The following is a 23,637-nucleotide window of genomic DNA, read 5'->3' as shown; positions in this document are numbered from 1 at the left end:
GGGCTTATCGCGCGCCTAGTGCGTGGAGCAGATACTGCTTGATGCGATCCGTCCGCGATGGCGACGCCGCCCCGAGCACGCCGCGTGCTGCCTCGGGCAGGTGATCGGCAACCCGGTCGGCCGCGTCGTCGAACGCATAATGATCGAACCATTTCCGCCAGACCGCGCGCTCGCGCGGCGGTAGGTCGCGTACCGCCATCAGCGCATGGATCATCGCGGTAAACGGGCTCGTCGCCTCGGTCCCTTCTGCCCAATAATTCACCAATATGTTGAGCGGCTCGTACGAGCGCACATTGTGCCACCACAGTGCCGGAATGAAGATCGCGTCGCCCGGCCCCAGGTCCGCGACCAGCGCATGGCGCATCGCCTCGGCAAAGCGCGGGTAGCGTTCCAGGTCGGGTTCATCAGGGTCGACCATGCTCGCCGGCTGCCCCGCCATCGTGTGGTCGAGCGGCCCGACATAGAGATTTTCGAGCTGTTCGGGCGGGAACAGGACGAAGCGGCGACGGCCCGCCACGACGCACGCGAGGTTCGCTGAGCCGTCGTAATGCGTCGAAATCCGGGTCGCGTTGCCGATCCACACCCGCGCCTTCGCGCCAGGCAGCGTCAGGTCGAGCGGGTTTGCCTCGCTCCAGCCCGGCAGGAGCTGTCCTGTCGGCGCAGACCCAGCATAGAGGACGGGCGCCGTGGGATCGTTTTCAAACCGAAGCAATTCCGACAACAGCAACTGCAACGGAACCATCTGACGGTTGAAGTTGAAGCCCTGGACGGCATCATCGTAGAAGAAGCGGCCTTGTATCTCCGGCCGCCCCGCCATCACCTGAACAGGGACACCGCCGTCGAACTTCTCCATGTATTGCGCCGCGTGCCGGGCGCCGCCGCGTGCCGCCGCGACGGACGGCCAGGCGGAGACTTGAGCACGCAGGACGACCGGCTCACCACGGTTCAGGATCTCGGCTTCGAACGTTGCTGAGTCCACCCGCGCACGCTCGGCAAGCGGGCGCGCCCAGTCCAGATTGCTCACCCCTCGTCATCCTTTCATCCCGCCCCGCCAAGAAGTTTGGCGCTGCGCTACCCAGGTTTCTCCGGATATAACTGGCTGGGAAGCTGGTGGCGACCGCGTATTCGATCTTCGAACGCCCGCTCGAGGGCGAGCAATGGCCGAGCCCCGAGAAACGCGACGCCCTAGACCAGGCCGCGGCCCTCGATTTTCACGACCGGAACGAAGCCGTCACCGCGGTCGGCAGGCATTGCGAAATGCAGGCCGTGCGGGTCGCGGCGGTGCGCTATGCGGTCGCCGCCGAGCAACGTGACGCGCTCGACGACGCCGTCGGCGAAGCGGTGGCGTGCGAGGGCCTCGATCGTCACGTCGCCGCGTGGCCAGCCGAGGAACAGCGCATAGAGCGCGCCCTTGTTCGTGGTGAAGCGCACGTCGCGCGGCGTGAACACCCCCGCAGACTGCTCGTTCTGCATCCCCGTCTGCAGCTTGGTCGGGCCTTCGCCGTAGATCCGCCACGGTCGCGAGCCGAAGATCGCCTCGTCGTTGATCGCGATCCAGCGGCTCATGCCGTCGAGGATCTTTTCCTCCTCGCCGTCGATCGAGCCGTCGCCGGGCTGCGGGATCGAGAGCAGCAGATTGCCGTTCTTCGACACCACGTCGGCAAGCCGCTGGATGACCTGCTCGGCGGTCTTGTAGCTTTTGTCGTTCAGGCGGGCGACGTTGTAGAACCAGTCGCCGATACACGTATCGGTCTGCCACGGCTCGTCCCACAGATGGTCGGTGAAGCCGCGTTCGACGTCCTGGACCAGGCCAAACCGGGCATAGGGTTTCAGCTGCTTGGCGGTCAGCACGACATCGATCTTGCCGTGCCAAGCGATCGACCGGTTATAGTAATCCGCCGCCGCCTGGAGCCCGATCGGGCCGAACGGCAGCTCGTAATCGTCGAAATAGCAGAAATCCGGCTTGTACTTGTCGATCAGGTCGGTCTGCCGGAGCAGCCATTTCGCGGCATAGGACGGGTCGTTCGGCGGCGGCGTCTCGATCCACTGGCCGTCATGCGCATCGTGCCATGCGTTCATCGCCGCAATGGTGTCGATTCCGTTCGGCAGGACCGCGTGCGCGCCCGTATAGAGCTGCTGCGGATCTAACCCGTCCCACCATGTACCGTGGCCATCGGCGGCGCGGAGCGTGAACGCGTCGTAGCGCTGTCCCTTGCGCGGCCCGACCGGATCATAGCCATAGGCGGTCTGATACCAGTGCCAGCTATGCGCCGCATGGTTCGAGACACCGAACTTCAGCCCGGCCTTGCGCGCGGCCTTTTCCCAGATGCCGACGACGTCGCGCTTCGGCCCGACGCGGAGTGAATTCCAGGCGTGATAGCGACTGTCGTAGCAGTCGAGATTGTCGTGATGATTGGCGAGCGAGACGAAATATCTCGCGCCCGCCTTGGCATAGCGGGCGATCAGCGCGTCGGGATCCCAGCGCGCCGCGGTCCAGCGGTTCATCACCTCCATCATTCCCGATCGGGTCGGATGGCCATAGGTCTTGAGGTGATGTTCGTACGCTGGATGGCCCTGCATATACATGAAGCGACCATACCAGTCGCCTTGCTCGGGCACCGATTGCGGGCCCCAATGCGACCACAGGCCGAGCTTAGCATCGCGGAACCATTCGGGGTAGCGATAGTGATCGACCAGCGATTGCCAGGTCGGCTGCACCGGGCCCCGCGCCAGCCCCATCGGGCTCTGTGCGAGCGCATGCGTTGCGGGTCCGAGTGCAGCGATACCGGCGAGAACCGACCGACGGCTGAGGTCGATGCTCACGGGGTTGCGACGGATCTGACGGGCGCGCCGTCAACGCGCGCGCCCGCTGCCGTCGGCAACCCGGTCAGGAGCCGTGCGGTGACGCGGATACGGATCATTTCGGCGCCACGATCTGGACCAGGGATCCGGCGTCCTGCCCGGTCGGCAGCTTGCCCGACGCGGTCAGGCGCCGGCTCTTGTCGTCCCAGCGGAGGGTCGCCTTGCGTCCGCCCTTGGTCCGGTAATCGTTGGTCACGCCGTCGTCGTCGTAGAGTGCGAAACTGGCATCCGCGCCGGGATACACGCGAATGGCCTCCAGCGACTGCGCCGTCGCGGTGCTGGGGACCTGGACGCCCATCGGGATGATCGACCCGGCGCGCACGAACAGCGGGATCCTGTCGATCGCTGCGTTCGCGGTGACGGTCTGCCCACCGGTAAAGCGCTGGTTGGTCCAGTAATCATACCAGTCTGCCCCGGCCGGCAGATAGACCTGGCGAATGGTCTTGCCCTGTTCGGTGACAGGGGCAACGAGGAAGGCGGGGCCGAACATATATTCATCGCCCATGTCGGCGACGTTGGGATCGTTCGGGAAATCCATGAACAGCGCGCGCATCATCGGCGCATTGCTCTCGTAGGTGTGGCGCCCGAGCGAATAGATGTACGGCATCAGCGAATAGCGCAGCTTCAGGAAGTTCGCGAGAACGGGTTCGGCCGCGGTCCCATATTCCCAGAGCGCGGTGGCGGGGCGCTGGCCGTGGATCCGCAAGGTCGGCGTGAACACGCTATAGGCGAACCAGCGCGTGAACAGCTCGGGATAATCCGCATAGTCGGGCGCCATCGCGGTCGCGCCTGCCGGATCGAGCAATACCGGACGGGTCGCCTTGGGCCCGTTCGGCCATTGCCAGCCGCCGATATCGCTGCCCCAATAGGCCATGCCGCTCGCGGTGAAGCCGAGCCCGGCGGGCACCTGCCGGTGCAGCGCTTCCCAGGTCGACTTGATGTCCGACGACCAGAACAGCCCGCCATTGCGCTGGGCGCCCAGATAGGCGGCGCGCGACAGGATCAGGTTGCGCATCGTGGGGCGATCCCGTGCCGACCCGTCCGCGACGCTCATCGTGTGGAGCAGCGGGAAGACATTGTGATAACGGTCGCCCGAGCCGATCGAATAGAAGCTGCCGTCGGGCACGAGATCGGGCTCGGTCTCGTCGAGCCAGAACCAGTCGAAGCCCTGGCTGGCGATATTGTCGCGGATCCGCTCCCAGAACCAGTTGCGCGCGTCGGGGTTGGTGCTGTCGAGCAAGGCGCCTGCACGATCGGACCGGATCGGCAGGCCGTCGACGGCGTTGCCATCCTTGTCCTTCAGCAGCCAGGACTTGCTCGACAGCAGATTGAAGTAGCGCGATTCCTTTTCGAACCGGGGCCAGACGCTGATGATCGAGTGCATCCCCATCGCCTTGAGCTTGTCGTTCATGCCCTTGGGATCGGGGAAATAGGTGCGGTCGATGTCGAGCTGACCCATGCGCGACCAGTAGAACCAGTCGAGCACCATGATGTCGAGCGGCAGGCCACGGCTGCGATACCCGTCAGCGATGCCGAGCAGTTCCTTCTCCGTCTCGTACCGCGCCTTGCTTTGGATAAGCCCGAACGCGGCCTTTGGCGGCAGCGGGGTCGTCCCGGTCAGCGTGGCGTAGCCGGCATAGATCTCGTCGGTGGTCGCGCCCGTGATGACGAAGAACGAGACGCGCTCGCCGACTTCCGACTGCCAGTGCGTCGCACTGTGGAGGCCGGGGGACACGACGGTCGAGGATGGATTGTCCCAGACGATGCCATAGCCCTTGTTGGTGACCATGAACGGCACGCAGACCGTCTCGCCCGCGGGCGCATCGTAATTGTGGCGGCAGTCGATCGTCCGGCCGCGCAGGTCGAGCTTGCCTTCCTGGTTCTGGCCCAGCCCGTAATAATGCTCGTCGGCGGGGGAGGCGAAGCTTGCGCCGACGCGGAACGTCTTTTCGCCGTTGACGGTATGCGGCCCCATCTCCCACCCGGTCATCTGCGTCAGCATCGTGCCGTCGGGCTTGCGGATCGTTACCGACACCGGCGGCAGCGATGGCGCGAAATAGCGCTCCATCTGCGTGGGGGCCTTAGGCCATGGCTTGGCATCGACCGAAAGCGACAGCGCAGCGGACGTGAAGATATCGGCGCCTGCGTCGTTGCGGTGCGTCCAGCCCGCGGCATCGGGCTTGGCGTTGGGACCGTCGCCGGGGGGGGCGTCGACCTGCCCGCGGTCGGTCGCGATCGTCACGCGGACGATGTTGGGGGCATAGGCCGCGACCGAAACCAGGCTGCCGTTGCGGTCGACCGTCGCGATCGGCGCTGCGAACCCGCTCGTCGCAATCGTCGCCAGCGAAACCCCAACGGCAAATCGCGCGATCAGGCGCGACCAGACCGGCGATACCGTGCTGCGGGAATCGTAGGACGGCTGCGTGACGACACGGGATGGGGCGATATGCATTGAAATCCTCTCCGCGGGTCTGTGCCCGTTATGGTACCGCAAACTTCGCCAAAGCGGCAAATTTGTCGTATAATTGCAGGTCCGCGCTACAGATCAACAGAATTCTCTCTCAAAAATATGACTTGTCAGACAATTTGTCCATTGATACCGATACCACACTTCGACCGCAGAGCGCTTCATGGCTCAAAATGCGGCACAAATTTCGAGCGGTGGTCCGTTCGGTATCCTGGGGAGATGGTGTTTGAACCGCGTAAAATTCCGTTCGGCTTGTGTACTCAAGGCGCTGGCAAGCGGGGCATCTGCCCTCGCAATCGTCTCGGCATTCACGGTAGCCGCGAGCGCCCAGCAGGCGCCCGCTATCGTCCCCGACACGGCCGAAGAGGTCGCCCCGTCACCGATCGATCAGGGCGCGCAGGCGGGTACCGTCGCACCGAGCGGCGACGTTGCGAATGCGGATGCGGATGCGGACATCGTGGTTACCGGCGTCCGCGCCAGCTTGCGCAGCGCACAGGCGCGCAAGCGCAACGCCAGCCAGATCATCGATTCGATCGTCGCAGAAGACATCGGCAAGCTGCCCGACAACAACGTGTCCGAGGCGCTGCAGCGGATCAGCGGCATCCAGATCGAGCGCAACCAGGGCGAGGGCAGCCGGATCGCGATCCGCGGCCTGACCCAGGTCCGTACCGAGCTGAACGGTCGCGACTATTTCACCGCGGGCGACGGCCGCACGATCAGCCTTGAGGATATTCCCTCCGAACTGCTCGCCGGGATCGACGTCTACAAGAACCCCGCCGCCGACGTGATCGAGGGCGGTCTGGGCGGCACGGTCAACCTGCGCACGCGGATGCCGTTCGACTTCTCGAAGCCGACGATCAGCGGCAGCGCGCGGGTCACGCATCACGATCTGGCGGACAAGACCAAGACCTCGTTCTCGGGCCTGATCACCGACACCTACCAGACCGGCCTGGGCGAGATCGGCTTCCTGCTCAACGGATCGCTCCAGCGCGGCGCCTATCGCACCGATGCCTTGTCGATCGAGCCCTATCAGCTGCGCACCGGCATCGTCGATCGAACCGGCAATGGCAGCACCGCCGATGCCGCCGACGCGGTGATCGTGCCCAACGGCGTCGGCCAGTTCAACAATGTCGGCGATCGCCGCCGCATCGGCATTTCCGCGGCCGTCCAGTGGAAGCCTGCCGACAATCTCGAAGTCTACGGCCAGTTCGACTATGCCAACTACAAGTTCAACCAGGTCGGCTATCTCGTCTACCCGTTCGGCCGCGGCGGTGCGCCGATCACGCCGGGGCCGGCGAGCAGCTTCACGTTCGATGAGAATGGCGAGTTCCAGAGCGGCACGTTCCAGAACGTGTTCGTCGAGGGCAATACTTATCGCAGCGATCGCCGCTCGAAGACCGCATCCTATTCGGGCGGGCTCAAGTTCAATCCGACGAGCCAGCTCACGCTGACCACGGATGTCAGCTATGTCGACAGCCGCACGAAGACGGAGTTCTTCGCGCTCGGCGTCGGCAGTGATCAGCCCAACACGCTCAGCGTCGACATTACCGGCAAACTGCCCGTGATCGGCGTGACCGGGGCAGGGTCGCCCAGCTTCCTCACCGATCCGGCGAACTTCTCCTATCTCTACATCCTTGATTCCAGCAGCCGCAGCCACAACGACCAATGGTCGGTACGGCAGGACGTAGAATATGAGACCGATGGCGGCTTCTTCACGTCGATCAAGGCGGGTGTGCGGTACACCAAGCTGAACGCGGTCGTCGAAAATCCGGTGTTCGGCTATGTCGACCTGTTCGATACGCCACGCGTGCCGCGTACACCGCTCTCGGCGATCCCCGGCTATTACAACCCCGTACCGGTGAAGAACTTCTTCCGCGGCGATGCGGCCGGGCTGGGCAGCTTCCTGATCCCGCCGTTCGACGTGATCCGCGGCGATCTGAACGCTGTGCGCCAGACCTTCGCCTCCTATTATCCCAATGGCCAGGTCGCCGTTCCGGAATATCTGCCGACCGGTCGCAACGACGTCTCGGAGCAGACGATCGGCGGTTATTGGGTCGCGCGGTTCAAGTCCGAGACCATCCTGCCGTTCGACGGCAACCTCGGTGTGCGCATCGTGAATACCAAGACCAACGTCGCCGGCTTCCAGACGCCGTCGGGCGGTCCGACCATTCCGATCGACCAGACCAACAGCTACACCTCGGTCCTGCCGAGCCTCAACATTCGCTTCCCGATCACCGAGACGCTGCAGCTGCGCTTGGCCGCGTCGAAGGGCCTGACGCGACCAGATTACAATCTGCTCAACTCGGTACTGACGTTCGATCCCGTCAGCCGGCGGGGCTCGTCGGGCAATCCCGATCTGAGGCCGCTGCGCGCGGATCAGCTCGACGTCTCGTTCGAATGGTATTTCAACAAGACCAGCTCTGTCTACGCGGCCGCATTCTACAAGGCGGTCAACGGCTTCATCGCGCGCGTGGACGATCCGGTGGTGATCGACGGCACGCAATACCAGATCAACCGGCCGGTCAACGGCGCGAACGGCAAGATCAAGGGGTTCGAAGTCGGCTATCAGCAGTTCTTCGATTTCCTGCCGGGGCCGCTGTCGGGCTTCGGGGTGCAGGCCAACTACACCTATGTGGACTCCAAGGCGCCCAATCCGAGCGCCGGTGCGATCCCCGGCGCGCCGATCTCGGTGCCGCTCGAGGGGCTGTCGAAGAACAGCTACAATCTGGTCGGCATCTATGAGAAATACGGACTGTCGGCGCGCGTCGCGTATAACTGGCGCGACGATTACGTCCGCACCACGTCGGCCAGCGGGACGGGCAATCTGCCGATCTACGACCGGGCGTTCGGCCAGCTCGACGCCTCGATCAGCTACGACGTCACGCCCAACATCACCGCGTCGGTCGATGCTACCAACCTGCTCAACACGCGGCGTGAGACGTTCTTCGGGTTGGACAGCCGGCCGCGTGACTATTCGGTCGTCGATCGCCGCTTCGGCGCGACGCTCCGCGTGAACTACTGACCGGCCGAAGCCCGGGGGTCTCGAAAGGCTCCCGGGCTTCTGGTGCGATCCCGTGCGATGTCGCCACCTGAACCTGTAGCACAGCACCGCGATCCGCGCCGTGGGGGTTGCAATGCCGTCGCAAGGGCGCCCACCAGTGTCCGACTAATGCGAACGCCAGCATTGACGGCGCAACGAACGGGGCTCGCCCGGCAGCGATGGATAGGAAGCCAGAGATGACGGATGCGCACGAGACGGGTCGGCTGAACCGGCGGCATTTCCTGGGAAGCGGCACCGCGATCGGCGTGGCGCTGGCCGCGGACGGTGTCGCTCAGGCTGCACCGGTGCAAGCGCCAGCGATCGGCGCATTGCCGATGCCGGCAACCCGCGACGACCTGCCGCTGCGTGCACCGGTCGAGGATCCCAGCCGGCTGCTGCTCGATCGCAGCTGGCGCTTTCACCTCGGCGATATCCCGATGCCGGATATCCGCGGCCATGGCTGGTCCTACAACAGCGCCAAGGCGGGGCAGGCGCAGGGTGCGGCGGCGATGCAATATGACGATTCGGACTGGCCCGAGGTCGATTTGCCGCATGACTGGGCATCGACGATGCCGTTCGAGGAAAGTGCCAATGTCTCGCAGGGCTATCGCAGGCGCGGCTTCGGCTGGTACCGGCGCGCGCTGCGGCTCGATCCCGCGGACCGGGGGCGGTATCTCGAATTGCAGTTCGGGGGGATCGCGACGAATGCGACGATCTGGTTCAACGGATCAATCGTAGCGCACAACTGGAGCGGCTATAATTCCGTCTATATCGATATCACGGATCTGGCGCGGTACGGCGATGATCTGAATAGCATCGTCGTGCGGGTCGATGCGCAGACGATGGAGGGATGGTGGTACGAGGGCGCCGGGCTGTACCGCCATGTCTGGCTGGCGAAACGCGATGCGACGTACATCGCGACCGACGGCATCCACGCCGACCCGCGCCGCGCCGCTGATGGCAGTTGGAGCGTGCCCGTCACCGCGACGCTCGGCAATATTGGCAAGATCCCGGCCGAGGCGAGCATTGAGGTCTCGCTGATCGATCCCGCCGGCCGCACGATCGCGACGCAGACCGCTTTGGCGCACCTGCCGTCTTTGAAGCCCGGCACGGCCACGCTGACCATTCCGGTCCCCGCGCCCCGGCTATGGTCGATCGACACGCCGACGCTCTACACGCTGCGGACGCGGCTGATGCGCGGCGGCAAGGCCGTCGACGAACGCACGCTGCGGATCGGGTTTCGCACGCTGCGCTTCGACGCCGCGACGGGCTTCCATCTCAACGACCGTCCGCTCAAGATCAAGGGTACGTGCAACCACCAGGATCATGCCGGTGTCGGCGTCGCGGTGCCCGATGCGCTGTGGGACTGGCGATTGCGCCGTCTGAAGGACCTGGGATGCAACGCGATCCGCTTCGCGCACAGCGCGATCGCGACCGAGGTGCTCGACGCGTGCGACCGGCTCGGCTTCCTGGTGATGAGCGAGAACCGCAACTTCAACACCAGCCCCGATTACATGGACCAGCTCGAATGGCTGGTCCGCCGCGATCGCAACCGGCCAAGCGTGTTCATGTGGTCGGTGTTCAACGAGGAGCCGATGCAGGGGACGCCCGCCGGGTACGAGATGGTCCGCCGCATGTCGGTCGCGGTGAAGGCGCTCGACGACAGCCGCCCGGTGACGGCGGCGATGAACAGCGGGATGTTCGCGCCGGTCAATGTCAGCCAGGCGGTCGACGTGGTCGGCTTCAACTATCAGCGCGACCAGTATGACCGGTTCCACGCCGCCAACCCGATGCTACCGCTGACGAGTTCGGAGGACACCAGCAGTTTCATGACGCGCGGTGCGTGGGAGACCGACCGCGCCGCGCACGTGATGGCGTCGTATGACGAGGAACCGGCGGACTGGGGCAGCACCCACCGCGAGGGCTGGAAGTCGGTTGCCGAGCGGCCGTTCGTCGCGGGGACGTTCGTGTGGACCGGGTTCGACTATCACGGTGAGCCGACGCCGTTCGAATGGCCGTCCGCGGGCAGCTATTTCGGGATCATGGATCTGTGCGGCTTTCCGAAGATGGCCTTCTATCTGCACCGCGCGCAGTGGGTCGACGACGTGCCGCTGCTCGATCTGATGCCGCACTGGAACTGGCCCGGGCGCGAGGGCCAGGCGATCAAGGTGATGGCGCTGACCAATGTCGAATCCGTGCGGCTGATGCTCGATGGCCGTCTGATCGGCGAGCAGAAGGTCGATCGCTACACGATGCCGAGCTGGCGGGTGCCCTATGCGCCGGGCCGGCTCGAGGCGATCGGCTATCGCGGCGGACGTGAGGTCGCGCGCAGCGTGGTCGAGACGACCGGCGCGGCGGTGGCGCTGCGGATCACGCCCGACCGGCGTGCGATGGCGGCGGATGGCGAGGACGTGCAGCCCTATACGATCGACGCGGTCGATGCGCGCGGACGGCATGTCCCGACCGCCAATCTCGACGTCACCCTTGCGGTCAGCGGCGGCGCGATCATCGGCCTCGGCAATGGCGATCCGGTCAGCCACGAAGCCGAACAGGGCAATCGTCGGCGCCTGTTCAACGGCCTGGCGCAGGTGATCGTTCGCGCGGGCGGCGGCGGCGCGGGCACCGTCAAGCTCTCGGCCAGCGCGGCGGGACTGCGCCCTGCCACCAGCAACGTGCGCCGCCTCGCCACGCCGGCCCGTCCGTCCGTCGCGCCCGCCCGCATGACGCTGACGGTGCAGGACTGGCGGCAGTCGCCTGCCGCCACCGCCAGGCCCTCGCCCGACATCGTGCTGGCGGACAATGACATGAACAGCTGGCTGTATGTCCGCGCGGGCGAGATCCAGCCGGCGCAGGGCAGTGGTCACTGGACCGTGCTGCGTGCCAGGCTCACCCCGCACCGCGGCACGCGCGAACGGGGCGGAACGATCGTGTTCAAGGATCTCGTCGGTCGCGGGGAAATCTGGATCGACGGCAAGCGCGCCGCGACGAAGCCCGATTTCGCCGCCGCCACATTGCGCGTCGCCTTTCCGCCAGGCCCCGGCGAGCGGATCGTCACCCTCCTGCTCGAGAGCGACGGCACGGTCGCATCGGGCCTGGGCGGGCTCGTCTTCGTCGAGGACTGATCCGGCCCGACTTTCCCGTTTCCCGTTCGAGGTACTGCATCATGATCTTCCGCTCCTCCCGCGTGCTTGCGGGCCTGACCCTCGCCGCAACTCTGCTCGCCGGCGCCGCGCACGCGCAGACCGCGACCGAGGTGCCCAGGCTGGTCACCCGCGACGGGCATCACGCGTTGATGGTCGATGGCGCGCCGTGGCTGATGCTCGGCGCGCAGGTCAATAATTCGAGCAATTATCCGGCGATGCTGCCCAAAGTCTGGCCGACGATCCACGCGATGCACGCCAACACGGTCGAGGTGCCGATCGCGTGGGAGCAGATCGAGCGAACCGAGGGGCAGTTCGACTTTTCCTTCCTCGATCAGCTGCTCGCCGAGGCGCGGCAGAACAAGGTGCGCCTCGTCCTGCTGTGGTTCGCGACGTGGAAGAATACCTCGCCCAATTATGCGCCCGCCTGGGTCAAGCTCGACAACGCGCGGTTCCCGCGGATGACCAACGCCAAGGGGGAGACGCATTATGCGCTGTCGCCGCTCCATCGGTCGACGCTGGAGGCGGACAAGCGCGCCTTCGTCAAGCTGATGCAGCATCTGAAGGCCGCCGATCCGCAGAACACCGTCATCATGGTCCAGCCCGAGAACGAGGCCGGTACCTATGGCAGCGTCCGCGATTTCTCGCCGGTCGCGCAGAAGCTGTTCGACGGTCCGGTCCCGGCGGCGTTGCTCAAAAAATTCCGCAAGCCCGCGGGCAGCTGGAAGCAGGTGTTCGGCGCTGATGCCGACGAGTATTTCCACGCCTGGTCGATCGCCCGCTATATCGAGGAGATCGCGGCGGCGGGCAAGGCGGTGAAGCCGGTGCCGATGTACGTCAACGCCGCGCTCGCCTCGGCCTTCGGACGGCAGGCGGCAACGACCTATTCGAGCGGTGGGCCGATCCATCACGTGATCGACGTGTACAAGGCCGCGGCGCCGTCGCTCGATCTGGTCGCGCCCGATATCTATGCGCGCGATCATGCCGCGTATCTCGAATATCTGAAGCTCTACGGCCGTGCCGACAACGCCCTGCTGATCCCGGAGACGGGCAATGCGCCCGAGTTCGCACGGTATTTCTATCCGGTGGTCGGCAAGGGCGGCCTCGGCTTCGCGCCGTTCGGGATGGACGATAGCGGCTATTACAACTTTCCGCTCGGTGCGAAGACGCTGGACGCGCCGACGATGGAGCTGTTCGCACGCAACTACCGCGTGTTCGAGCCGATGATGCGAGAATGGGCCCGGCTGGCCTTTGCCGGCAAGACCTGGGGCGTGGCCGAGCCGACCGACCCCAAGGCCGAGCACAGGCAAGTCATGGACCTCGGCAAGTACCGCGCCACCGCGACGTTCGGCCAGTATCAGTTCGGCACCGACAAGCCGACCGGCAACCCGCAACCGACCGGCGGTCTTGCTATCGCCGAGATCGGCCCCGACGAATATCTCGTGACCGGGTTCGATACGCGCGTCTCGTTCGCGCTGGCGGATGCGAATAGCGGGCGTTCGATGCTCTACGATCGGGTCGAGGAGGGGCATTACGACGCGCAGGGGCATTGGGTGTTCGACCGTGTGCTCAACGGCGATCAGACCGACTACGGGATCAACTTCACCGATCGTGCGCAGGTGCTCCACGTCAAGCTTGGCAGCTACAAGGGCAATCCGGTCATCCCGGTCGGCAATCCGAATTAGGGCCCACCGCGGTCGTCAGATCGGGGCATGTTCAATGACCGGCCACGAGAGCCGTCATCTTATTGGAACCATGTCATAATCGTTGGATCGAAAGCTATCGTCGGCCAGATCGGTTGTTCAACATACTGTTAACTGGCGACCATTGAGAACAGCCCAAATGGAGGGCTGTTTTATCATGATTTACCGTAAGATGACGAGCAGGGTTCTGGGCATTGCGGTCGGCATGATCGCGGCGTCTGGCGTGGCGACATCGGCACATGCACAAACCGCCAGCGGCACGATCGGCGTGTCCCTGAACATCCTCGCGGCCTGTGCCGTGAATGGCGGCAACAGCGCCGCGACCATGGGGCGGATCGGGACGATCGCCTTTGCCGATCAGTCGGGCGTCTTCGGCAACGCCGATGCGACGATGGTTGCGCAGGGCGGCACGAATGCGGTCACGGTGCTGTGCACGCCGGGCCTCGCGCCGAAGGTAACCGTCGGGGCGGGCGCGAACGACGCAGGCAACGTCCGTCAGCTGGCGTATCTCGGGCAGACCGTTGCGTATCGGCTGTACATGGACTCGGCGCGACAGGACGAGATCACCATCGGCAGGCAGATCAGCCTGGGTACCGCGGCCACCTCGGCGTTGACGCTGCCGATCTTTGCTCGCGCGTCGAGCAATGGCCTAGCGCTGCCGGCGGGCACCTATACCGACACGGTACAGGTGACGCTCAGCTGGTAGCGGCGGTGCGCGCCGTCCGGACTCTCTTCGCGCTTTCGGCGATCGCAAGCTGTGCGTCCGGGAGCATGGCCGAGACCAGCCGCACGTTCAGGGTCGGGGCGGTCATCGCCAATGGTTGCGCGGTCAGCGCCGAGACGGGGGGCAGTTGGGGATCGATCGACCTCGGGTCGGTGAACGGGGTCGATGGGGGAGCCGCGCAAGGCAGCCTGGTCACCGCGGTTGCCGCCGGATTGCAGATCGACTGCACCCCGGGAATGAGCGTCACCCTCACCGCCGACAACGGCACTCAGCCGGCCAACGGTGTGCGCCAGCTCGTCCACGCAACCCGGCCTGCCGATCGCTTGCCCTATCAGCTGTTCGCGAACGGCAGTCAGACGCCCTGGACGTCGCAGGCGATCGCGCTGGCATTTCCGATCGGCACGTCGCGACTGTCCGTTCCCGTACAGGCCCGTGCCGTCGTCCAGCGCGGCGTGGCGGCGGGGCGATATTCCGATGTGGTTCGCATCACCGTCACCTGGTGATGCAGCGAGGACAAGTCATGAAGATCCTGCGTATGTTGACCGCCATCGTCTCACCGCTCCTCCTGCTGCCCGGCACAAGTCGCGCCGCGGCGGTCATCATCTGGCCGGTCGATCCGAAAATCGCCGCCACCGAGCGCGCGACCGCGCTGTGGATCGAGAACAAGGGTAACGAACCGATCACGATGCAGGTCCGGACTTTGCGCTGGTCGCAGGGGCCGCAGGGCGATCTGTACGATGATCAGGACGAGGTCGTTGCCAGCCCGCCGATCGCAGTCATCCCGGCGGGGGAACGGCAGATGATCCGTGTGCTGCGGCGCGAGCGGCCTGCTATTGCGGCGAACGACCAGACCGGCCCGGTGGAGCGCAGCTACCGCCTGTTGATCGACGAAATCCCCACCGCGAACGCGCCGAATGCGAGCCGGCTGCCGGCGGCCGAGCTTGCGGTACAGATGCGCTATTCGGTTCCGCTCTTCACCTATGCGGGGTCCGTCAACGCAGCCAAGCCGGAGCTGACCGCGACGTTGGAACGGAGCGGCAGCGGTCGGATGCTGGCGATCCGCAATACCGGCATGCTGCACGCGCGCCTGGTCGACATCCGGACGGCGGACGACAAGAAGACCAGTCTTGCTTCGGGGCTCGCGGGTTATGTTCTTGCGGGGCAGACGATGCGCTGGCCGGTGCCGGAGGGTGTCCCGGACACCAGTCCGCTGATGGCAAACGTCAATGGCGCCGATCAGCGCATTGCCGCGCGTTGATCCGTCCGACACGCCATGATCCGCGGTTCGCTCCTGCTGACGACCATGCTGGTCTGCCTGCCACAAATGGCACGCGCGGGTGACCCGGTGCAGCAGCTGTTCGTCGAGCTGGTCGTGAATGGCCGTGCCACCGGCGATCTGGTGCCGCTGCGGATCGACGGCACACGCATGCTCGTGCCGGCCGAGGCGCTCAGCCGAAATGGCGTGACGCTCGATGGGGAGGGCGGCGGTGCGGAGGGCGGCGGGACGGAGCGCGACGTCGCGTCGCTGCCGCACACCCGCGCCCGCTATGACGCCGCGCTCCAGACGCTCCATCTCGAAACCGCGCCCGACTATCTGCCGACCACCCGGATCGCCGCGGGTGATAGGCCCCGCGCCGCCACGCTCGCCAGCTGGGGCGCGATGGTCAACTACCAGTTCTATGCGCAGCGCACCGACGGCGGCTCCTTTGCCTCCTTATGGTCCGAACAGCGGGTGTTCGGGCCGGTCGCGACGCTGTCCAATTCCGGCGTGCTGCGAGTCGGGTCCCGCATCGGCGGCTATCTGCGCTACGATACGCATGCGAAAATCGTCAACGAGGATCGCGCGCTGACCGTCACGGCGGGTGACCTGATCACGCGGTCCTTGCCCTGGAGCACGTCCGTCCGGCTGGGTGGCCTGCAGCTCACGCGCGATTTCAATACGCGGCCGGACCTGTTGACGATGCCGCTGCCGAGCTTTGCGGGCAAGGCGGCGGTGCCGTCGGCGGTGGACCTGTTCGTCGACGGCTATCGGCAGCAGGGTGCAGACGTCACGCCCGGTCGGTTCGTGCTGCAGGATGTTCCGGTGATCAACGGCGCCGGCGAGGCCGTGATCGTCACGACGGACGCCGTGGGCCGGCAGATCGCGACCACGATCCCCTTCTATGTCTCGTCGACACTGCTGCGCGCCGGGCTCACCGATTTTGCAGCCGAAGCCGGCGCCATCCGCCAAGGCTATGGCATCCGCAACTTCGATTACGGCACGCTCGCCGCCAATGGCTCGATCCGACGCGGCATGACGTCGTTCCTGACGCTCGAGGCGCATGCCGAGGCGACCGCCCGGCTTCGGCAGATTGGGGGCGGGCTCGTGGTGGCGCCGTGGCGATTTGGCACCGTCGCGCTGTCGGTCAGTGCGTCGCGTTCGGGGCAGGCCGCGGGTCATCGCTGGTCGCTCGGCTACAGCTATACCGCGCGTCACTTCAGCGTCGCCGCGCAATATGACGATCGCAGCAGGGGCTTTCGCGAGCTCGCCAGCTTCGACCTTGCAAATCCCGCGACACGGCGGCGAACCTATCGCGCGATCGCCAACGTCAATCTGGCGCGGCTCGGCACGGTGGGGGCGGCGTACATATCGGGACGAACCTTGGGATCGGTCGACGAACTCACGCTACGTTCGCGCCTGCTGTCCTTGTCCTATGGCCGTCCGGTCGGATCGCGCGCGAACCTGTTCGTGACCGCGGATCGCGATTTCGAACGGGGCGCGACCAGCGCACAGCTGCGCCTGTTCATCCCGTTCGGACGCAATGCGGCCAGTGGCGGGATCAGCCGCTCGGCCGGGCGCAATCTCTATCAGGTCGGTTATACCCGGGCGACGCCGACCGATGGCGGCCTTGGCATCGACGCCGGGATAGCAGCGGCGAGCCGGGGGCCTGCATCGGGGCAGGTGACCGGGACATGGCGCGCGCCCTTCATCGAAGTGCAGGCCGGGGGCGCGACGGCCCAGACGCGCAGCTCGGCCTGGATTGGCGCATCGGGTTCGATCGTGGCGATGGACGGCGGCCTGTTCGTCGCCAACCAGGCGAGCGATGCCTTTGCGGTCGTCGAGACTGGCGTGGCGGGCGTTGGCGTCAGCTATGAAAACCAGCCGGTCGGCGTGACGAACCGCAAGGGCCATCTCTTCGTGCCGAATGTGGTGCCCTATCTTCCCGTCCGCTTCGCGATCGATACGCTGTCGCTGTCGGAGAACCATGTCGCATCCGCGGTGGAGCAGCGGGTTGCCGTGCGACAGGGCAGTGGTGCCGTCGTGCGTCTGAACGTCCGCATGACGCGCAACATCCTTGCGGTGCTCGTCGACAGCACCGGGGCGACACTCAAGCCGGGCGGTCGCGTCCAGCGTGAGGGGCATCCCGACGTCGCCATCGGCTGGGACGGCATCGCGTATCTGGAGGATGTCGGCGAACAGGTGTCGCTCTCCGCGGTGACGTCGGACGGGACGGTGTGCCAGGCGACGTTTGGCGTCTCCGTAGACGTCGCGGCGCTGTCACGGATAGGACCGGTCTCGTGCCGGTGATGGCGTCGCTCCGGCTGTTCTTCGCACTGATGGTCCTGAGCATCGTCACGGGCCCTGCATTCGCTGCCTGCACGACATCGTCCGGGGCGCTCACCTTCTCGCCGGTGTCGTCGTACGACGTGCGCGGTAACACGGTGCCGCAAGTTGCCGGGTCAGCCGGTCTTTCCTGTACGGGGTCCGTGCTGACCCTGATCGGCGGCAATTCGGCGCGCGCGACCATCACCAGCCTCAACCAGTTTCGCCTCGTCAAAGGTGCCGACGCGATCGCCTATCAGGTATCCGCCGATGCCAGCGGCACCACGCCGTTCACGCAAGGGTCGACCGTCAACTATATGAGCGGCAGCCTGTTGGCGGTGCAGGGCGGTGGAAGCAGTTTCACCACGCCGTTGTTCGCGCGTTTGACGGCGGCTCCCAATGTGGCTGCCGGGACCTATAGCGACACACTGACGGTGCAATGGGACTATAGCGTCTGCAACGGGGTGAATGTGCTGAGCCTTGTCTGTTCGGGCTATGACAGTGGCAAGGTCGTCGTAACGCTTCAGGTGACGCTGGTGGTCGGCAACGACTGCAAGATCACCGCGCCCGACCTGTCCTTCGGCAGTGCCGCGCTCGTCACGCAGTTCGGGCCGGTGACCTCGGCCGTCCAGATCGATTGTACCCGCGACGCCGTCTACCGGATCGGCTTTACACCCGGCGGTGCCGGTACCGGTGCGGCGTGGCGGCAGATGACCAGCGGCGCGGGCGCGACGTTGCAGTATCAGATCTATCATGCGGATGGCATCACCGTCTGGAACGAAGCCAACCCGCTTACCGGCGCAAGCCCCGGAACGGGCAGCCTGACCCCGGTCAGGACCTATCCCTATGTCGCCAGGATCAATCAGGCGCAGGTCACGCCGGCGGCTGGAAGCTACCAGGACGCCGTCAGCGTGGTCGTGACATTCTGATCGATCAGCCACTGACATGTGGCGGCGAGACGGACGATCGTTGCATGGCGCATCATGCGGGGCGGATGATCTCCCCGACACGAACGTCCGACAGGCCGAGCCATTGCGCCATCCGCTCCAACTCGACGTGCAGGCGGGGCAGCGTGTCGTCGGGCGCCCCCGGTTCGAGCGTTATGCGCTTTGCCAGCAGCGCACTCGCTTGCCGGTCCGCTTTGAGATCGACCCGCGCGACCAACGCCTCGTCCATCAGGAAGGGCAGCACATAATAGCCGTGGGTGCGTTGCGCCTGCGGAACATAGATCTCGATACGATACCGGAAGCCGAACAGCCGTTCGGTGCGGCCGCGTTCCCAGATCAGCGGATCGAAGGGCGCCAGCAAGGCCGCCCCGCGCAACCGGCGGGGCACCGCGGCGTCGCGGTGGAGCCAGACCTTCTGGCTCCACCCGTCCACGCGGACCGGCACCAACACCTGATCCTCGGCCAGATCGGCAATGGCATGATCCGCCTCGACGGGTTTCAGCCGGAAATAATCACGCAGCTCGGCAGCGGTCGCGATGCCGAGCGCGCGGGCGCTCCGTTCGATCAGCGCCCGCTGCGCTTCGGCAACGCTCGGCGTGGGCATGGCGAGCACGGCAGGGGGCAGGACACGCTCGGGCAGGTCATAGACCCGCGCGAAACTGCCCCGCCGCGTCGCCGTGGTGATCCGGCCCGACCAGAACAGCCATTCCAGCGCGTGTTTGACGTCGCTCCATTCCCACCAGCCGCTGCGGCTCGTGCCGCTTTCGAAGTCGGCGGCGGTCAGGGGGCCCTCGGCTGCGATGCGAGCCAATACGGCGTCGGCTTCGCTAGAATGCTCTGTCGCAAAGCGGCGAAGCGCGGCGTAGCCGATCTCGCCTCGTTCAGCGCGGGCCATCCGCCATCGCAGCAGCGGATGAAGCTCGAGCGGCAGCAGCGACGCCTCATGCGCCCAATATTCGAAGAATTGGCGATGCGGCTTGGGACCCCAGGCGGCGCGCTCCAGCAGCGCCCGGTCGTAGCGGCCAAGCCGGGAAAACAGTGGCAGGTAATGCGCGCGGGCCAGCACGTTGACGCTGTCGATCTGGAGAAGGCCCGTCCGATCGGCGACCTTGCGGACATGCGCCGCGGTGACCCGAGACGGCAGTGGACGGTCGAACCTGAGCTGCAAGGGCAATGCGGCGCGCATCGGCCTGCGAGATGATCATGCAGTAATGATGTTCGCAAAGGACAGCGACGGTCAACGTTACCTTGGCTGCCCCGCCGGGCTACAGCGTCCTCCGTGTGATCCGGGAGCCGCGGGCGTACAGGCAATCACGGAACGCCGCGAGCGCCTTTGTCGCTACTGGTCGGCGACCTTGATCTCGGTGATTTCCGCGTTTGAAAGACCCGGTTTTTCCGTGCGGAGATAGTGGAGGAGTTCGCCGATCTCCCGCGCATCGAATCGGAGGTCGAGAGCGTCCATATGGATGGCGACGGAACGCTGCCGCGCCTCCGACAGGCCAGCGACGATATCGACGCACGCCTCGAGCGTTCCGCGTCCGACTTCCGTCGGTGTCGCGCCGGCGGACGATGCGTCAGCGAAGATCCGGGCCGGCTCGCTCAAGGGGTAGGTGGTCATGACTGTCGCGTCCGTCGTCTACGGGGCAGGACATCGCCCGCCGGGGTGAGCCGGCGGGCGATCGTTTCAGGCGTCTTCCGCGTCGATGTTGACGCTCGTCTCGGCGAGCTTCGTCATATATTCGTCGCCACCGTAAATGTCCTTGGTGGCCGCGTTCAGCGCCTTGTGATCATTCTTGAGACCCAGCGCCTTGGCATAGGCTGCGGCCGTGCCGAAACCGGCGATCCCGTAATGCGTCATCCGCTGATATTGGGCGATGATCATGACATCGAGCAGCGGACCCTTTGACGGACCCTCTTCGACGACATGCTTGGTGGCTTCGGCAACCAGCCCTTCCATGCCCTTGCAATGCTCCTTAGAGACCTTCTCGTCGTTCGACGCGATCAGCTCCTTGAGGAGATCGGTATGCTTCTCGATATCCGCCTGCGACTTGGTCAGCATGTCCTTCAGCGCGGCATCGCTGGCCTTCGACGTGATCTTCTTCAGGACCTTCTTCATCTGGTCGTTCGCCGACCACAGGTCCTTCAGCTCGTCGGTGTAGATGTCTTTCAGATCTTCAGGTGCAGACATGGGATGGTCCTTGCTGGACCACCGGACGAAATGTCCGGTGGCGTGGTTGACGTTGAATAAGGGGGTAGCGTGCCGTCCTGGCGTCAGCCGGCGCCGGGCTTTGCCTGTTCGTGCTCATAGCGTGCATCGGTGCCGACCTTGCCCGTCGCCTCGGCCTCGGCGATACCGGACGTCTCGACGACCTTGATCGTGCCATGCTCGGCCGCGATCGAATGCGGGGTCCTATCAGCATCCGGGTCCGCCGCGATCGTCGTGCCGCCGCCACCGCTCGAGCCGGCAACCGCGTTGCCCGCGCTGCCCCCGTCTTTGCCCGCCTGACCGCCACCATGATAGGCGATGTCCGTCTGGCCGCCCTGCGACGCGGGGCTGGTATCGGCGTCGGTCTTGCCTTCGTGCGGGTTGGGATAGGCGCCGCCCGCGCTCTCACCGCCGTCGCTGCGACCATGAACGCGGCCGTCGGTATCGCTGCGAGGCGACTCCGAGACGCCATCCGGTGCGCCCTTGCTCGCGGGATTGCCCGGGACGGGGGTATGAACCTTGTCGCTCATGAAAACTCCTCGTGACGGTCGTGGATAGGAAGCGGCCACCCCGATCGGCATGCCGAGCGGACCGGGGTGGGGCAGGGTTACGGCCGCAGCACGACCTTGATGACACCGTCCTGCTTGTCGCGGAACTTCTGGTACATTTCGGGCGCATCCTCGAGGCTTGCAGGATGCGTCACGACGAAGCTCGGGTCGATATCGCCGGCTTCGATGCGCGCCAGCAGCGGCTTGGTATAGGCCTGGACATGCGTCTGGCCGGTCTTGATCGTCAGCCCCTTGTTCATCATCGCGCCGATCGGGATCTTGTCGCCCATCCCGACATAAACGCCGGGGATCGAGACCGTGCCACCCATCCGGCAGCTCATGATCGCCTCGCGCAGGACATGCACGCGGTCGGTAGCGAGGAACGTCGCCGCCTTCACCTTGTCGATCACGGCATCCATCGCGCCATGACCCGAAGCCTCTGCACCGACGGCGTCGATGCAGCTGTCCGGGCCGCGGCCCTTGGTGCGGAACTGGAGTTCGTCATAGACGCTGTCGACCTCGGCGAAGTTGATCGTCTCCGCACCGCCGGCCTCGGCCATCGCCAGACGCTCGGGCACCTCGTCGATCGCGATCACGCGGCCTGCGCCGAGCATCAGCGCCGATCGGATCGCGAACTGGCCGACCGGACCGCAGCCCCAGATCGCCACGGTGTCGCCCTCTTCGATGTTCGCATTCTCGGCGGCCATATAGCCCGTCGGGAAGATGTCGGAGAGGAACAGCGCCTGATCGTCGGTGACGTTGTCCGGCACCTTGATCGGGCCGATATCGGCCATCGGCACGCGCAGATACTCTGCCTGGCCACCGCAATATCCGCCGAGCATGTGGCTGAAGCCGAACAAACCGGCAGGCGAATGCCCCATCGCCTTGATCGCCATTTCGGCATTCGGATTGGTTCGCTCGCACGCCGAGAACAGGCCCTTGCGACAAAAGAAGCAGTCCCCGCAGCTGATCGTGAACGGCACGACGACGCGGTCGCCGATCTTCAGGTTGGTGACCTCGGAGCCCAGTGCGACGACGACGCCCATATTCTCATGGCCGAGAATGTCACCGGCCTGCATCGTCGGCTGATAGCCGTCGAGCAGATGAAGATCGGACCCGCAGATCGCGCAAGACGACACCTTGATGATCGCGTCGCGCGGATGCTTGATCTCGGGATCCGCGACAGTGTCGACCCGAACATCGCCTCTTCCATGCCAAACCAGTGCGCGCATCAGAAAGTCTCCGTCTTGTAAGTAGCGTGCCGTACTTTCGAAAGTACAATTCGCCTTAAGAAATCATCAGTCATCAGGCCATCTTGACGAAGCATAGTAAGCAGAAACAACAACGAGATCGCCGGGCGGCGTCATCGCCTCATGTGTCCTACCGTCAAGCCACGCGTCAGGCCCCGGATATTGATGGAGACATAGCGATCTGGATGTCCTCATCGTTCCTGACGATCTTGAATATTTGTCGGGAATATTTCGTATTGATCCTCATCAGTGTGGCTAAACGCCGGGGATCATTGGCAAACTGCCGAAAATGGCCGTCAGGTTGGGCTTCTCGCCGGCGAAAAATCACACCTTCAACCGTTTCGCAGAGGATGCGCGCCCCGCCATGCTTGCCGTCGCCGGGGCCAATTCGGACAGCGGACCGTTGGAATGTCAGCAACCTTCGCCGACGCTCACCGGCGCACCTGCGCGACGCTGGCATGCCGGCTGGCAAACGCGACTTAAATTCGGGAATTAGATATGCAGATCAAGGCCATCCTCTTCGACATCGACGGCACGCTGGTCGACACCAATGACATGCATGTCCTCGCCTGGGAGGAAGCCTTTGCAGGCGTCGGGGCGTCCTTCGACCGGCAGGTGATCCACGATCAGATCGGCAAGGGGACCGACATGCTCGTGCCGACCCTGTTGCCCGATGCCGACGCGGAGGAGCAGGAGAAACTCGGCGATACGCACGGCGAGATCTTCAAGGCAAAATATCTGGAGACCGCCCAGCCGTTCGCACGCGCGCATGATCTGCTGGTGCACGCGCATGGCCTGGGGCAGCAGGTCGTGCTCGCCTCGTCGGCGTCGGGATCGGAGCTCGATCATTACATCGCGCTTCTCGAGGCGCGCGATCTGATCGGCGCGACGACGAGCAGCGACGACGTCGAGCGCACCAAACCCGCCCCGGACATTTTCGCGACCGCCCTGAAGGCGCTGCCGGGAATCGATCCTGCCGAGGTGATCGTCGTCGGCGATACGCCCTACGACATCGAGGCAGCGGCCAAATGCGGGATCGCCGCGGTTGGTGTCCGATCGGGCAAGTTCAGTGACGAGCGGCTGAATGCCGCGGGCGCGGTCGCGATCTATGACGATGTCGCGGCCCTGCTCGCCGGTTACGCCCAGTCGCCGCTGGGGCGCTGATCG

The 23,637-nt window shown here is 65.2% G+C and carries 17 protein-coding genes; 9 read left to right on the top strand and 8 right to left on the bottom strand.

The features are described 5' to 3' along the window. Positions 1 to 4: 4 nt before the first annotated feature. The 3 genes from ASE89_RS10450 to ASE89_RS10440 form a co-directional block, all read right to left on the bottom strand. Entirely contained in the window at positions 5 to 1,024 is a 1,020-nt protein-coding gene (locus ASE89_RS10450) for a cupin-like domain-containing protein (RefSeq protein WP_236701705.1), read from the bottom strand. Between the two features lie 161 nt (positions 1,025 to 1,185). Continuing rightward, entirely contained in the window at positions 1,186 to 2,817 is a 1,632-nt protein-coding gene (locus tag ASE89_RS10445; protein ID WP_056677320.1) for an alpha-L-fucosidase, read from the bottom strand. A gap of 100 nt (positions 2,818 to 2,917) precedes the next feature. Continuing rightward, positions 2,918 to 5,314: a glycoside hydrolase family 31 protein gene (locus ASE89_RS10440; protein WP_082451392.1), complete on the bottom strand. Its 2,397-nt coding sequence runs from the start codon at positions 5,312 to 5,314 to the stop codon at positions 2,918 to 2,920. Between the two features lie 241 nt (positions 5,315 to 5,555). On the opposite strand from ASE89_RS10440, the gene ASE89_RS10435 reads away from it, so the two are divergent. The 8 genes from ASE89_RS10435 (at position 5,556) to ASE89_RS10400 (ending at position 18,448) form a co-directional block, all read left to right on the top strand. Beyond that, positions 5,556 to 8,351 (top strand): TonB-dependent receptor, encoded by a 2,796-nt coding sequence (locus tag ASE89_RS10435; protein WP_056677172.1) that lies wholly within the window; start codon positions 5,556 to 5,558, stop codon positions 8,349 to 8,351. 215 nt (positions 8,352 to 8,566) lie between these two features. Further along, positions 8,567 to 11,491 carry a beta-galactosidase GalA gene (galA, locus tag ASE89_RS10430; RefSeq protein ID WP_156363412.1) on the top strand — a complete coding sequence of 975 codons (2,925 nt, stop codon included), beginning with the start codon at positions 8,567 to 8,569 and terminating at the stop codon, positions 11,489 to 11,491. Between the two features lie 41 nt (positions 11,492 to 11,532). Next, positions 11,533 to 13,194, top strand: coding sequence for a DUF5597 domain-containing protein (locus tag ASE89_RS10425; protein ID WP_056677168.1), 1,662 nt, complete (start codon positions 11,533 to 11,535; stop codon positions 13,192 to 13,194). 175 nt (positions 13,195 to 13,369) lie between these two features. After that, on the top strand, positions 13,370 to 13,918 hold the full coding sequence (locus tag ASE89_RS10420) for a Csu type fimbrial protein (RefSeq protein WP_236701704.1): 549 nt from the start codon (positions 13,370 to 13,372) through the stop codon (positions 13,916 to 13,918). Between the two features lie 65 nt (positions 13,919 to 13,983). Then, complete coding sequence (locus ASE89_RS10415; RefSeq protein WP_056677146.1) at positions 13,984 to 14,439, top strand: spore coat protein U domain-containing protein; 456 nt, start codon at positions 13,984 to 13,986, stop codon at positions 14,437 to 14,439. Positions 14,440 to 14,456: 17 nt separating this feature from the next. Continuing rightward, on the top strand, positions 14,457 to 15,194 hold the full coding sequence (locus tag ASE89_RS10410) for a fimbrial biogenesis chaperone (RefSeq protein ID WP_056677137.1): 738 nt from the start codon (positions 14,457 to 14,459) through the stop codon (positions 15,192 to 15,194). Positions 15,195 to 15,209: 15 nt separating this feature from the next. Next, positions 15,210 to 17,504, top strand: coding sequence for a fimbria/pilus outer membrane usher protein (locus tag ASE89_RS10405; RefSeq protein ID WP_056677128.1), 2,295 nt, complete (start codon positions 15,210 to 15,212; stop codon positions 17,502 to 17,504). After that, complete coding sequence (locus tag ASE89_RS10400; RefSeq protein WP_056677125.1) at positions 17,504 to 18,448, top strand: Csu type fimbrial protein; 945 nt, start codon at positions 17,504 to 17,506, stop codon at positions 18,446 to 18,448. Before ASE89_RS10405 ends, ASE89_RS10400 begins: the two co-directional genes overlap by 1 nt. Before the next feature lie 52 nt (positions 18,449 to 18,500). Here ASE89_RS10400 and ASE89_RS10395 read toward each other — a convergent pair whose 3' ends face one another. The 5 genes from ASE89_RS10395 to ASE89_RS10375 all read right to left on the bottom strand — a co-directional run bounded on the left by ASE89_RS10395 (position 18,501) and on the right by ASE89_RS10375 (position 22,452). After that, on the bottom strand, positions 18,501 to 19,652 hold the full coding sequence (locus ASE89_RS10395; protein ID WP_236701703.1) for a winged helix-turn-helix domain-containing protein: 1,152 nt from the start codon (positions 19,650 to 19,652) through the stop codon (positions 18,501 to 18,503). Between the two features lie 153 nt (positions 19,653 to 19,805). Beyond that, positions 19,806 to 20,084, bottom strand: coding sequence for a hypothetical protein (locus tag ASE89_RS10390; RefSeq protein WP_056677111.1), 279 nt, complete (start codon positions 20,082 to 20,084; stop codon positions 19,806 to 19,808). 66 nt (positions 20,085 to 20,150) lie between these two features. Beyond that, positions 20,151 to 20,654 (bottom strand): ferritin-like domain-containing protein, encoded by a 504-nt coding sequence (locus ASE89_RS10385; RefSeq protein ID WP_056677099.1) that lies wholly within the window; start codon positions 20,652 to 20,654, stop codon positions 20,151 to 20,153. A gap of 83 nt (positions 20,655 to 20,737) precedes the next feature. Continuing rightward, entirely contained in the window at positions 20,738 to 21,202 is a 465-nt protein-coding gene (locus tag ASE89_RS10380; RefSeq protein ID WP_056677087.1) for a hypothetical protein, read from the bottom strand. Positions 21,203 to 21,279: 77 nt separating this feature from the next. Continuing rightward, a complete protein-coding gene (locus ASE89_RS10375) occupies positions 21,280 to 22,452 on the bottom strand; it encodes a zinc-dependent alcohol dehydrogenase (RefSeq protein WP_056677078.1) in 1,173 nt (390 codons plus the stop codon). Positions 22,453 to 22,968: 516 nt separating this feature from the next. On the opposite strand from ASE89_RS10375, the gene ASE89_RS10365 reads away from it, so the two are divergent. Beyond that, complete coding sequence (locus tag ASE89_RS10365; RefSeq protein ID WP_056677070.1) at positions 22,969 to 23,634, top strand: HAD family hydrolase; 666 nt, start codon at positions 22,969 to 22,971, stop codon at positions 23,632 to 23,634. Positions 23,635 to 23,637 lie beyond the last annotated feature (3 nt).

The sequence above is a fragment of the Sphingomonas sp. Leaf30 genome, from assembly GCF_001422525.1.
GTDB lineage: Bacteria > Pseudomonadota > Alphaproteobacteria > Sphingomonadales > Sphingomonadaceae > Sphingomonas > Sphingomonas aerolata.
The sequence above is the reverse complement of the archived record's forward strand: the minus strand, read 5'-3'. Positions and strand labels throughout refer to the sequence as shown.

Bases quoted from the DNA above. Each gene is read 5' to 3' on its own strand.
- ASE89_RS10440 (WP_082451392.1), bottom strand. From the start codon at position 5,314: ATGCATATCGCCCCATCCCGTGTCGTCACGCAGCCGTCCTACGATTCC.
- galA (WP_156363412.1), top strand. From the start codon at position 8,567: ATGACGGATGCGCACGAGACGGGTCGGCTGAACCGGCGGCATTTCCTG.
- ASE89_RS10425 (WP_056677168.1), top strand. From the start codon at position 11,533: ATGATCTTCCGCTCCTCCCGCGTGCTTGCGGGCCTGACCCTCGCCGCA.
- ASE89_RS10420 (WP_236701704.1), top strand. From the start codon at position 13,370: ATGATTTACCGTAAGATGACGAGCAGGGTTCTGGGCATTGCGGTCGGC.
- ASE89_RS10415 (WP_056677146.1), top strand. From the start codon at position 13,984: ATGGCCGAGACCAGCCGCACGTTCAGGGTCGGGGCGGTCATCGCCAAT.
- ASE89_RS10410 (WP_056677137.1), top strand. From the start codon at position 14,457: ATGAAGATCCTGCGTATGTTGACCGCCATCGTCTCACCGCTCCTCCTG.
- ASE89_RS10405 (WP_056677128.1), top strand. From the start codon at position 15,210: ATGATCCGCGGTTCGCTCCTGCTGACGACCATGCTGGTCTGCCTGCCA.
- ASE89_RS10400 (WP_056677125.1), top strand. From the start codon at position 17,504: ATGGCGTCGCTCCGGCTGTTCTTCGCACTGATGGTCCTGAGCATCGTC.
- ASE89_RS10395 (WP_236701703.1), bottom strand. From the start codon at position 19,652: ATGCGCGCCGCATTGCCCTTGCAGCTCAGGTTCGACCGTCCACTGCCG.
- ASE89_RS10390 (WP_056677111.1), bottom strand. From the start codon at position 20,084: ATGACCACCTACCCCTTGAGCGAGCCGGCCCGGATCTTCGCTGACGCA.
- ASE89_RS10385 (WP_056677099.1), bottom strand. From the start codon at position 20,654: ATGTCTGCACCTGAAGATCTGAAAGACATCTACACCGACGAGCTGAAG.
- ASE89_RS10380 (WP_056677087.1), bottom strand. From the start codon at position 21,202: ATGAGCGACAAGGTTCATACCCCCGTCCCGGGCAATCCCGCGAGCAAG.
- ASE89_RS10375 (WP_056677078.1), bottom strand. From the start codon at position 22,452: ATGCGCGCACTGGTTTGGCATGGAAGAGGCGATGTTCGGGTCGACACT.
- ASE89_RS10365 (WP_056677070.1), top strand. From the start codon at position 22,969: ATGCAGATCAAGGCCATCCTCTTCGACATCGACGGCACGCTGGTCGAC.